We start from the raw sequence: 11,585 nt of genomic DNA, 5'->3' as shown, positions 1-11,585 counted from the left end.
ACATAGAAGCATTAACTTTGTATATCGACTCACACAATATAAGCTTTGGACAGAATTAGAGCTTGATACTTGTAAAATCCTAACGCACATAAACCCAACGTCCTGTTGGTATGTGCTAGGTTTACATCACGTAAACCTTACGGATTTTCCTACGTATCAAGCTCTATTCTGTTACCCAAAGACTTATAAGTGTTCGCTGATATACAAAGCTAATGCTTCCCTTAATCGTTACATAGCTTTCCACTACTGAGTAACTAATTAGCAGAACAGCCATGTCATAGCCTAAGTATTCTTATACAGAAATTGTCAATGACACTTATGAACGAAGCCTTAGAAAAGTCGTATGCGAGGCAGGACGCCGAAGCAAGCCTTCCACGTCCACGGATGGATATTGGAAGGCGTTAGACTTTTCTAAGGCGCAGTAAGTTAGTGCCATCAATTTCTGTATACTCATATGTGGCTAAGACATGGCTGTTCTTATTTTGGTAGTTTACATATACTTATGTTTCTTAAAATACACAAGGCTTATCGCTACTACTGCTGCACTTAGGGCGAAGGCAAAGGGGTAGCCATATATCCAGTTAAGCTCCGGCATATGCTTGAAGTTCATTCCGTACCAGCCGGCAATAAGTGTTAAAGGCAGGAAAACTGCGGTTATTACTGTAAAGAGCTTCATTATATGGTTAAGACTTATGTCTACCTGGGCCTGGTATGCTTCCCTTACTTGGGTTACATAATCCCTAAGATGCAGTACATAATTGTTTAATCTTTCTATCCGGTTCTTCAGTATGCTGAAGTATTTCAGCGCGCCTTCCTCAATAAGTCCGTTCTCATTCTCCTCCAACCCCTCTGCTATATCCAGCAAAGGCTCGTAGTACCTTTTCAAGAATAACAATTGCTTTCTCAGCTCAATTATCTCCTTTGTATAATCCCGACGTACTTCCTCCATCACCTGCTCCTCCAGCAGAGCTATCCTACTCTCTAATTCTTTGAGTATGATATTATCCATGGAAGTCAGTCTATGCATAAGTATGTATAAAATTTTTGAAAAATTGACTATGTAATTATTGGAAGCATTGGCGTTCTCAAATACTTCCTTCTTTACATTATCAATCAATCTGTTCGGAAGCTTGGACACTAGTATCAAATATTTTGATGTGAGATAGAAATTCAATTCTCTTGCGGTAAGCCAGAACTTATCAGCCCCAGTCACATCCTTATCCATAATGTTTATCACGCCAAAACTGAATTCGTCGTAAACCTCCAGCCTTGGATGCTGCTTAGAGTTCATACACTCTTCCACGGTAGAATTATGGAATTTGAAAACTCCATTATTCTCACACAGCTCTTCAGGGGTTGCTATTATCCAGTACTTAGATTTATCATCACTGCTTATATCTTCAAAGTTTGCTTTGACCAATTCGTTATCCTTAAGCCTATATACTTCCATTGGATCGCCTCCCTTAATACTCATCAATGAACACTATAATTACCAGACCCCCATAAGTTAATTCTACTATACCTATAATATTTGCCAAGCTTTATACTCCATTTTCCAGCATGAATATTTTCCACTGCCCTAAACTCTTCATATAGTGAATATACCATACCTGAATATATTTTTCTCCTTCTATCGCCACTTCAACTCCTGAGGTTATTGTTCCGTCATCCTCTATGACATACCAGCTCTGCCTCACTTGCACAAGCTTTCTGTCAGTCGCCATATAGCCCTCTACATGCAAATCTCCCGAGATATATCTTATATAACTGGAATTATCCTCCATAACCAAATATTCAGCATCACTGATAAGCATACCATCGACCTTCTCTTTATCTCTGCTGAAGGCAGCCTTGACAAAATCGCAGGATTTCGAATCAATAAGCCTGCCTAGCTCCTTTAGATTATCCTCTGATATTTCTTTCTGTTCCTTTAGCTTATTCGGCTCATTCTCCACACCACTTAATCTGGCTGATGTGCCATAGGGGGCTTCCGCTCTATACCTAAGCAGTTCTCCTCCAAGGCATAAATCAGTTATAGCAAGAACAAGGAGCATAGTGGCAAAATAGCACAATAATCTTTTCACCGTATTCACTCCCACAATATTGTATTTCTTCCTAAGTTATTATTTGCCCAAGCTATGCAATATAATACAAAAAGCTATGGATTTCATCCATAGCCTTTTGTAAATTCAATCAAAGATATATTAAACTATTGCTTTTATAAACCGATTATCAATATCACGGGATAAATCAATGAATTCATCGCCAAACCTTACTATGGGCTGCCAGATTCTATTTTGATTAATGAATACTATCTCGCAGATTTCTCCTGAGTTCAACTCTACAAAATCGCCCATATAAGTATTCGCGATGTTTTTTATGAACACAGAGAGTATCCTGGTATCCAGCTTGCCAAAGGTCTGCATTTCGAAATTCTTTATTACCTCAAAAGGGCACATTCTATTCCTGTACGACCTGTTGGAGGTCATTGCATCATATATATCCGCTATTGCTATAATTTTGGGGAAAAGCGGTATCTTTTCATCAACAGCTCCCACCGGGTAGCCGGAACCATCGATTTTTTCATGATGCAAAAGGACTGAATATTTCATGTTTAACGTAGCGTCCTTTACATTCTCCATCATCATATAGCCCAGAACAGGGTGCTTCTTTAGCTCATCAAACTCCAAATCTGTAAGTTTGCCAGGTTTCAAGAGCAGCTTCTCGGATATTTTCGTTTTGCCTATGTCGTGCAACAGTCCTGCAGTTGCAATTTCGTCAATCTCTGCCTCACTAAGATTCATCCATCTGGCAATAATGATTGACATAAGGGATACATTCAATGAATGAGAATATGTATAATCATCCATAGGTCTCACAAGATGAAGATAGTTTATTATATCGCTTACAGTGCTGAACTCCTTCATTATGTGCCTGCTAATTTGATTTACTGAGTGGACATCTACAACAGCACCCCTTCCTATTTCCTTAATAATATGGGTGACCTCATCCACTTTAGCTACGTATTTTTCCCTGAAGTTCTTTACATTATCCTGATTATAGACACTCTTTATCTCTTCTTTTGTCGCATATAATCCATCATTTTCGCTAAGCTTTATTCTGACTTTTTCCACATTATTAATGTGAATTTTTTCAATCTGCCATTGATCCAGAATAGTATCTTTAATAAGAATTGCAGCACCTTCAGCATTATAAACATCCTCAAAGATTACCATGCCTGGCTTCAAAATATCAGAGGGAATATTCATTATTTTCATATCTGCTCACCTCATCTATGATAACTATGAATATTATACCATTTACTTCCGACAAAACAAACAATATATTTACATAATATTACATAGGTAGCATTCATCTCCTCAGGCTGTAATAAACCTTGCCTATATTGAAAAGCAATTCCGAAAGTACTTCATTTCTGATTACATAATTGCATACTTCAGGCTTATACGGCTCCGCTCTGTTCATAACCTCAAGAAATTCCAGAAGCTTGTTTTCTTCTGTTATGCCATCAAGACTGAACAATGAAACGCTGTCTATACCTATCCCCTTCAATATGCCCATATCCTTTTCGAAAACCTTGATATCCTCGTAGTAAGGCTCATTGCCCAGTTTCCCTACATTTGTAACACCCACTGAAATAGCTAGTTTATCCTTGAGCACCTCTTTCAGATGTGACACCTGATGATATATAAGATAATCAACATTTACTTTCTTAATCTTTTTCATTTCATTTCTTATCATAGTCGCATAATACATCAGATTGTATTTATCCCAACCCACATTAAACACCGGAATTTCAAGAGCATTCTGAATAAGCTCGGAGTTGAACCTTATATCATAATAGCAATGTCTTATACAAGCGGCATAGCTCTCCAAGCCCTTGGAGCGCAAGTAATGCGCTGTCTCGGTAAAAATCCTCCGAGCCTCATTAAAGCGCTTTTTGTTCAGATTTGCGGTGAGCATTTTTGTATATGTTATAAATGGGCTGATAACGCTTTTGGGCTCGCTTAGGTTCTTAATATCCTCCAAAGGCGATTCCAGGTCAATGCACATCCCTTTTATTTTTAAAGCTTTACGTTCCAGCTTCTCTGCCAACTCTCTGACGTATATATCAAAATGACCTGCATTTCTTTCATTTATCCAATATCCCATTTCGTCAGATAGAGTTGCCCAGATGGATACCTGCACGTCGTTGTCGTTGTATGTCTTTATCATATCGTAGAAATCTTTGCTGTCATGCCCGTACTCAAGCTTGTAATTCAGGGTCACATTATACTTTTTAAGCGCATTAATGATATGCTTTCTGCATACGTCCTTTGGAGGAGTGAATTCACACCATATTCTAGTATCCATGTTTACCTCCTATAAGATGGCTTTTAAATTAGATGTTCTTTTCTGCGGGCTGCTCGTGGGGATCCACGTGCAGTGTAGCAGAACTTATAGAACATCTTATTTAAAAACATCGGTAATTGGTTTTTTCTCTTAGCTTTTTAGTCACTTATGTATTCTGCCCTTCTCACCATACAAAAACCTTAATAATTTGTTCAATGGTGATTTTACTGCTTATATTGTATAATCGTATTTATAATAATAAAATTAAGGTGATTTTATGAATAACAGTTACAGAATGTTAAAAAATTATGCTGATACTTATTTTATCGAAAGAAAGTCTAAATTCATTTCCTATGCACAGCCGATATATTCTGAAGAAGAAGCTCTTCAATTTCTGGGCAGCATCAGGAAAAAGCATTACGATGCTTCCCATAACTGCTATGCCTATATACTGGGCGAATCAATGAATATTCAGCGTTCAAGCGATGATGGTGAACCTTCGGGAACTGCCGGAGTTCCAATATTGGAAGTATTGAAGAAAGAAGAAGTAACTAACTCTATAATAATAGTTACCAGATATTTTGGCGGCATAATGCTCGGTGCAGGAGGGCTCATCAGAGCGTATACCGAAGGAGCCGTACAGGGCATCAAGGCCTCTGGCACAGTGAAGGTGCAACCCTTTGCAGTGCACCAGCTTAAAATGGACTATAGTTTTTTGAGCAAGCTGCAATATGAGATACCGAAAAAAGATTATATAATAGATAATATTGACTATCTTGAAAATGTAACTATGCAGGTCCTGACAACCGTAGATCTAAGGAGCACATTTATAGAGGATATCGCACAATGGACCAATGGAAGCATTGAAGTAGAATCTCTGGGTGAGCAAATGCTAAAGATTGATGAGGCAAGCGGCAAAATATTAAAATAACTAAGCGGAAAGCCGCTTAGTTATTTTAATATTATCTTCCTTAGTCGTAATCATAGTAATCATAGTCGTAGTCATAGCCACCATATGGATAGTCCCCGTAATATCTTCTTCTGCGTCTGCGTCTTCTTCTGAAAAGCTCGTTCAAAAGGAGCACTCCCAAAAGATCTCTTGCAAACCTTCTTCTCGGATACTGTCTTGTTTCTTCTTCCTCTGCCATCTCAGGCATTTCCTTCAACATTGCATTGTATGCATTGTCACTCATCATCCTGACCATATCCCTGTCAAGACGCTCGTCATGCATCATTTCGTCTTTTTCTTCCATCCTGTCAATTTCCACTTTTACAAAGACCATCATTTTCTTACTGGTTTCCGAATACATTTTGACACATTGCCTGTCATCCTCTTCATCCTCATAGTAACTGTCCATTTCCATTTCTTCTCCCATTTGCATCTTGGGCATCATATTCATGGGCTCCATTCCGTGCATCATTTGCATACCGCACATCATCGGACATTTGAACTTTTTGTTCATCTGCTTACCTCCCAACTTAATCGTCATAATATTACTAATATGAAATGGATATGGGAAAGTGCAAGTCTTATTACAATATTCATCCATATATTTACATAAAAAATATACCCCTCATGCACAGCAAGACAGGGTATATCAATTATTAACTTTAATTGAACCTTTATTCGCTTAACAAGAAGCCCATTGCCTATTGACCATTGACTATTGCCCTTTTAATCTTTCCAGCTATACCCTTTAGCTTGTAAAGGGGTACTGAGCATATGGCAAAGCGTATACCTCTGGAAATCGGCACTGCAAATATGTTTTCCTCCATAAGAAGTCTGCAGCTTTCTTCAGGCTGTATAGCAGGTATTGTTACAAAGAAGCCTGATTTGTAAGGACATATATCAAGCTGGGATGCTTTTGCTTCCTCTAAGAATATTGCTGCCCTTTTTTCCAGCAGCTGCCTTAGCTCTTCCCGTTCATCATCTACCCTGCGGAGCAGTTCCTTATCATTCATAATTACCGAAAGCAGCTTCATGCCGCATCTTGTTCCATTAGACCAGGTTCCTCTGTTAGAAGCTTCATATACATCGGAGAATTCCTGTGTCACATCTTTATTAGAGCTTACACAAACTGCAGCCCCTGTGCGAAGTCCATACATCGTAAGACTCTTGGATATGCTGAAGGCTACAATTACAAGTACATTTGAAGGCAATCCCGAGAAAAGGCTCATGAATTTCCTGGTATCCGAAGTCTTCCCGGCATAGTCAATATATGCAATATCACAGAGCAGAGTTATTCTCTTGCTGACGTCCTCTGCTGATTTTTTTATTGCCTCAATCACCTGCCTCCACTCTTCATCGCTTAATGCATAGCCTGTAGGGTTCTGAGCAGGGGAGTTGAGCAAAATCACCAGACTATCCTGTCTGTCAAGCAGCTCGCTTACCTTTGCATCAAAAGAGTGCAGGTTGAACTTCTTTTCATTGTCGAAAAGCGAAAAAGAGCTTAGCTTCCTTAGATTCTCTTCTGCCAGGGTTTTATACGGTCCCCAGAACCAGTCAGAGGTCAGTATTGTATCTCCTATATCCGAATAGTTCCAGATGGTATGCCTTAATGCTCCCGAACCACCTGGTGTTGCAGCGGCTTTAATATATCCCTCAGGCCTGTATTCCTTGAAGGTTGCTTGTATTGCCGCCTCCAGATAATCCGGTGTCCCTAGTATAGGGGCATAGGCAGCATATTCTGAATCCGGAAGGTTTTTCAAAGTATTAAGCACCGAAGGCATTACTGCCAGTTTTTCATCATCATCCAGTATGGAGCCCACTGTAGCATTCACCACATTCTCCTTGCCAACCTTCAGCACCGCGTTGCCAGCTGCTCTGCTCGCTGCAAATATTCTATCCTCTACTCTCTGAGTATTGACATGTTTAGCAACCATGGATACAATGCTATCCATTATTTTCCCTCCATTCACATCTTTTATAGCACTCAAAGTGCTAATCAATTATACATTTTACTTTGTTATTTCCAAATGATTATTCTTGAAGTAATAATTTATTCCATTTCTACAAGAAGCTCCCCATCCTTATCATATATGCCTTCCTCATCCACCTGCACATAGCCGTCTGTTGCATCACAGATGAAGTCAAGCAGGCATTCAAGAAATTCCCACCCTTCCTCGGAAATATCCTCTTCAACCTCGAAAGCGTATATCTGCACTGCATCCTTTACAACCTCCAGAGCCTTTTTCTGCCCCTTACTGTAAGGCAGCTTTTTTACAGACTCCAGAAATTCTTCCTGCTCTTCTTTGAATACGCTGTCCCCTTGCTCCTTTGTATCCCTATCAAGTTCAATAGATTCAGAGTTTTCGTCATATTGGAAAACCATGTTTCTCCAATTACTTTCCTTAAATTCAGGCTCGTCCTTGCCCGGAGAAGTAGCAAACTCAAAACCCTCCTCTAAAAGCTCATCACATATTGCATATAAAGATGGAAAATCCCCTACCTGCGAGAACACTCTAATATAAAAACTCATCAGCAGTTCCCCCTTTTCTCAGTAATAATTCTATCTATATCTATTTTATACAATAAAACAGCATCTAGGCAATAGGATTTTTGGCTCCTACCTCGTACCCGGGCCCTCGAACCCCATTCCCTGCTCCCGACAATTCCTGCAGTATTTTTTTCAGCTGCGTCATATCCACCGTTGTATTGGTGCAATAACCGTTAGGTCTTTGATTTATTACCCCTATGACGGGTATCTTTCCCACATCGCCTATACCACTTACAAGTTCCCTTTCACATGCAACAGCAAGAATGAAGTCCGGCCTGAATTTCTTTACAGTATTTCTGGCTGCCGTTCCCCCTTTTTCAACAACTGCTCTGATGCCGCAGCGTTCTGTTATGCTCGCCACTTCTCCAATCCTGCAGCGGCCGCATCTGATGCAATTGCTTATATCTTCGGTGATTCTGCGGCTGCAGTCCTTGCTCTGCATACAGTGAGGAAGCAGGACAAGCATTTTAGCTGAGGACATCTTTTGAAGTCCATACTTCACAACCAGATTGTTAATGCTTATGTATATCCTTCCAAGCCAATCTTTATCTCCTTTAAAAAGCCCTGCAAAATACATGAAGACAGGAAGCACTAACCCGATTCCCAGCCTCAAAGCATATATGCTTAAGCCCTCTACGCTGCCTGACCTGTTTGCTTTAACCAGCTCCGCGGATACAGCCCACAAGAGCAGGAAAAGTACCGAGGAAGCAACGATAACATAAACAATTGCCATGCGGTACTGAACAAGATATATCGATATCAGGCTGAGGCAGGATATTACTATAACCGTCAACAAAGCAATGGCAATAATAGATGATATTTGTATGAATCTCTTTATTTCTTTTTCCAAGCTACTTCCTCCATAATATTCTGTGAGAATTTTAATACTTTTCACTTATAAAGTCTTATTTATTATGTGGGTTATTCTGCCTAAGTATTCAACTCTACGAGCAACAATCTATCTATATCATCCAGCCTTGGAATATTAGCCTTCATTAGGGTTATACTACTCTACAGAACACCATTTGGAAGGAAATTGAAGGAGGATGTTCAAATGGCAATTGCTTTCTTTTATGGTTCTATTGCTGCAATCTGGGTGATATTTTTCATATGTATTGTAAAAAAACCTCTAACCTTTAAGCATATAATGGTTTTCATTGCTGCTATGGGTTATTCACTACTTTATGAAACATCATTGGGGGAGTACACAGGGCTCTACTACTACATAAGTCCAGAGAGCTCTCTTTTCTATATTATAGTATCAGCAGTCTTCGTCTACCCCATAGTGGAGGTCATATATACTATGTTCCTTCCTGAGAGGACCTATCCTGCCGTCATCTACACTGCTACATGGATTGTATTGATGCTGCTCTTTGAACTGGCAAGTCTATATACAAGGACAGTGGTACTTACCGGTTGGAGAATTATTCCTTGGTCTATACTAACTTATATCGTTACTTTAAGTTGGATAAACCTGCTATTCAGATACCTGAAAAAAAGAGACCTGTGAAATGCCTCCCCCTGCATTCCCTACAAATATAAGGTTTCCCAGCACATGTGGATAAACAAAGCCACGCTTATGCTCCATAGTAAATTCTTCCGCAAGGGATTCTTTATATTTTCTCCAAAAAGGAAAAGCTCCCAATACCTATCTATCTCCTTCTCGTGCACATCAGTGATTATTAGGAGCGATTTACACCCAATCTCTCAAGCTCGTGGGCGCAGCACAGTCCCTATAACCCTGCACCTATAATAGCTATCTTCATCAATTGTAGCCCCCGTATTTTTTCATCACCTTAAACCATATAAAAACCATGATTGAAATTACTGTTGTACATAGAGTAAATAAATAGATACTCATACTTCCACCTCGTAATACTATACTAAGCATATATTCCTGGGAAAACTCCTCCATAGCATCACTCCCCCTCCTTTATAACAGCAGCAAATATACATACTGTCTCAGCAATTAGCACAGATATTTTCCGCAGCTTTGCAGATATTATTCTTAAATCACCTGAAATGACTTTGCCCGGAGGTGAATCCTACTGAAGGTTGCAATAATTGGTGCCGGGGTATCCTGCCTTGAGTGCTTAATCGGCAATATTGGACCCCTTAAAGTACTTGAAAAAGAACAAAAGAAAGTCAGTAAAGTGATGCAGCTGCATGGGAATGAAAGAGATGTCAGCAAAAAAATATAAGCGGAGATTACTCTCCGCTTTTAGCTCTTATCTTGCTATTGCTCCTTCTGGATACTTGTTCCCTGCGTTCCAGAGCAGGTACTCTTTTACACCGTTTTCTTCAAGTGCCCTTATCTGTTCTTCTATCTGCTTGTCCGAATAACTGATATGTCCAGACACCCATGGTGCTGTGAAAGCCTGTATCCATGGTCTTATTCCAGCAGGTGTCTCTATATTCTTGTTTCTTGCTACCGAATCCTTTGTGGAATGATATACAGTTTCATAGGGATAAGCATCTGGAACTGACAATCCATAAGTTTGGTTAGCATAGTGGCTTGGGTACATCATTGGGCTTATATAATCCACCGCATTGCTCACTGCCTCCCAGTACTGTCCCAGGGACATATCATCCGCCACAGAGCCTACCAGGCCATATACGTCTGCTGATATATACACATTAAGCAGAGAAAGCTGCTCTCTTGCGTATATCAAGTAATCCTGTATAGCCTGGGGCTTTGATTCTCCGGTCGTATTCCTGTAGTCCAGAGATTTGTCCAATTTCCCTCCATTTGATGCAGGGAACCTTACATAGTCAAACTGTATTTCATTGAAGCCTGCTTCTGCTGCTTCCTTTGATACCTCCAGATTATATTCCCAGAGATTCTTGTCATAAGCAGATGCCCATATCAGTCCGTCACTGTTTGTAAAAGGCTTGCCACTATCTTTATATATTATAGCCCTATCTGGATGCAGCCTCGTATAAGTTGGGTCCTTGAAAGAAACTATTCTTGCAACTGTGTATATGTTATTATCTTTGAGCTTTTTCATCAGAGCCGCTATATCCTTCACCGGAGCATTTTTATTCGCATCCGGGCTGTACTTTTCCGCAGCTTTTGTAGGAAACAGCATATGTCCATTATCATCCTTGACATCTATAACAAAAGTATTGATTTCTGTACGTTTTGTCATCTCTATAAGCTTGTCCAGCCTATCATTGGAAGCAGAGTATAATGTAAGATAAATACCTTTTGCCTCTACCCTGGGATTACCTGGATACTCCTTTGTCTTATTCTGAGGTGAAAAATCAAGCTTCCTCAAAGACTCACTCAAAAGCTCAGTTCTATCCTTAACAGTGTATTCCGCAGCTATCCAACCTTCGACATTTCCCTTTGCTCCATCATAGCTTACCTTATACCATGACTTCCCAGCTTCATCCTGTTTTTCTTCGACAATGTCTACAGCTGCACCTTTAATCAGATTGTCCAGTGCTTTTCCATCAGCTTGTGCAGTCTCTCTGACTTTAAGCTTGCTGGCGCTTATGTATGCTACTTTTTCAGTTTTATCCTGACTTGTATCTGCCAGAGCAGGACTATCAGAAGCTACCGGGGTGGGTGCTGCCTGTGGTTGTTCTGTTGGAGCAGGTATCGGATTTGTGGTTATTGCTGGTGCAGCTTGATTGTACATGCAGCTGACAGCGAAAATTGGTACGAATAATAGCGTGATAATTACAGCAAATAGTTTCTTTCCCTTCATAGGCACCTCACAATTTATTATA

11 protein-coding genes are annotated in these 11,585 nt (G+C 39.9%); 2 read left to right on the top strand and 9 right to left on the bottom strand.

Translation table 11 applies throughout. The annotated features are described in order from the left end of the window. Positions 1–490: 490 nt before the first annotated feature. The 4 genes from VEB00_00660 to VEB00_00645 form a co-directional block, all read right to left on the bottom strand. Positions 491–1,450, bottom strand: coding sequence for a CorA family divalent cation transporter (locus tag VEB00_00660; protein ID HYF81527.1), 960 nt, complete (start codon positions 1,448–1,450; stop codon positions 491–493). A gap of 91 nt (positions 1,451–1,541) precedes the next feature. After that, positions 1,542–2,084, bottom strand: coding sequence for a hypothetical protein (locus tag VEB00_00655; GenBank protein HYF81526.1), 543 nt, complete (start codon positions 2,082–2,084; stop codon positions 1,542–1,544). A gap of 120 nt (positions 2,085–2,204) precedes the next feature. Beyond that, complete coding sequence (locus tag VEB00_00650; protein HYF81525.1) at positions 2,205–3,278, bottom strand: HD-GYP domain-containing protein; 1,074 nt, start codon at positions 3,276–3,278, stop codon at positions 2,205–2,207. A gap of 94 nt (positions 3,279–3,372) precedes the next feature. Then, the gene (locus VEB00_00645) at positions 3,373–4,374 is read right to left on the bottom strand and encodes a hypothetical protein (protein ID HYF81524.1); all 1,002 of its coding nucleotides are present in this window, start codon (positions 4,372–4,374) and stop codon (positions 3,373–3,375) included. Between the two features lie 256 nt (positions 4,375–4,630). On the opposite strand from VEB00_00645, the gene VEB00_00640 reads away from it, so the two are divergent. After that, positions 4,631–5,284 carry a YigZ family protein gene (locus VEB00_00640; protein HYF81523.1) on the top strand — a complete coding sequence of 218 codons (654 nt, stop codon included), beginning with the start codon at positions 4,631–4,633 and terminating at the stop codon, positions 5,282–5,284. Between the two features lie 40 nt (positions 5,285–5,324). Here the strand turns inward: VEB00_00640 and VEB00_00635 are convergent, their stop codons facing one another. The 4 genes from VEB00_00635 to VEB00_00620 all read right to left on the bottom strand — a co-directional run bounded on the left by VEB00_00635 (position 5,325) and on the right by VEB00_00620 (position 8,700). Then, positions 5,325–5,816 (bottom strand): hypothetical protein, encoded by a 492-nt coding sequence (locus tag VEB00_00635; GenBank protein HYF81522.1) that lies wholly within the window; start codon positions 5,814–5,816, stop codon positions 5,325–5,327. Between the two features lie 187 nt (positions 5,817–6,003). Continuing rightward, positions 6,004–7,254, bottom strand: coding sequence for an aminotransferase class I/II-fold pyridoxal phosphate-dependent enzyme (locus VEB00_00630; GenBank protein ID HYF81521.1), 1,251 nt, complete (start codon positions 7,252–7,254; stop codon positions 6,004–6,006). Between the two features lie 98 nt (positions 7,255–7,352). After that, positions 7,353–7,832 carry a hypothetical protein gene (locus tag VEB00_00625; GenBank protein HYF81520.1) on the bottom strand — a complete coding sequence of 160 codons (480 nt, stop codon included), beginning with the start codon at positions 7,830–7,832 and terminating at the stop codon, positions 7,353–7,355. A 64-nt stretch (positions 7,833–7,896) separates the two neighbouring features. Continuing rightward, the gene (locus tag VEB00_00620; GenBank protein HYF81519.1) at positions 7,897–8,700 is read right to left on the bottom strand and encodes a DUF116 domain-containing protein; all 804 of its coding nucleotides are present in this window, start codon (positions 8,698–8,700) and stop codon (positions 7,897–7,899) included. 204 nt (positions 8,701–8,904) lie between these two features. On the opposite strand from VEB00_00620, the gene VEB00_00615 reads away from it, so the two are divergent. Next, positions 8,905–9,360, top strand: coding sequence for a hypothetical protein (locus tag VEB00_00615; protein ID HYF81518.1), 456 nt, complete (start codon positions 8,905–8,907; stop codon positions 9,358–9,360). A 718-nt stretch (positions 9,361–10,078) separates the two neighbouring features. Here VEB00_00615 and VEB00_00610 read toward each other — a convergent pair. Next, positions 10,079–11,563, bottom strand: a complete 1,485-nt coding sequence (locus tag VEB00_00610; GenBank protein HYF81517.1) for a putative glycoside hydrolase — start codon at positions 11,561–11,563, stop codon at positions 10,079–10,081. Positions 11,564–11,585: the final 22 nt, after the last annotated feature.

The organism is Clostridia bacterium, from assembly GCA_035628995.1.
In the GTDB taxonomy this organism is placed as follows: Bacteria; Bacillota; Clostridia; order Lutisporales; family Lutisporaceae; genus BRH-c25.
Note: the sequence above shows the minus strand (reverse complement) of the source record. Positions and strands in the feature narration are given on the sequence as shown.

What these genes read in the sequence shown, in the direction of transcription:
- VEB00_00635 (HYF81522.1), bottom strand. Translation starts at nt 5,816, where the DNA reads ATGAACAAAAAGTTCAAATGTCCGATGATGTGCGGTATGCAAATGATG.
- VEB00_00625 (HYF81520.1), bottom strand. Translation starts at nt 7,832, where the DNA reads ATGAGTTTTTATATTAGAGTGTTCTCGCAGGTAGGGGATTTTCCATCT.
- VEB00_00630 (HYF81521.1), bottom strand. Translation starts at nt 7,254, where the DNA reads ATGGATAGCATTGTATCCATGGTTGCTAAACATGTCAATACTCAGAGA.
- VEB00_00610 (HYF81517.1), bottom strand. Translation starts at nt 11,563, where the DNA reads ATGAAGGGAAAGAAACTATTTGCTGTAATTATCACGCTATTATTCGTA.
- VEB00_00645 (HYF81524.1), bottom strand. Translation starts at nt 4,374, where the DNA reads ATGGATACTAGAATATGGTGTGAATTCACTCCTCCAAAGGACGTATGC.
- VEB00_00640 (HYF81523.1), top strand. Translation starts at nt 4,631, where the DNA reads ATGAATAACAGTTACAGAATGTTAAAAAATTATGCTGATACTTATTTT.
- VEB00_00660 (HYF81527.1), bottom strand. Translation starts at nt 1,450, where the DNA reads ATGGAAGTATATAGGCTTAAGGATAACGAATTGGTCAAAGCAAACTTT.
- VEB00_00615 (HYF81518.1), top strand. Translation starts at nt 8,905, where the DNA reads ATGGCAATTGCTTTCTTTTATGGTTCTATTGCTGCAATCTGGGTGATA.
- VEB00_00650 (HYF81525.1), bottom strand. Translation starts at nt 3,278, where the DNA reads ATGAAAATAATGAATATTCCCTCTGATATTTTGAAGCCAGGCATGGTA.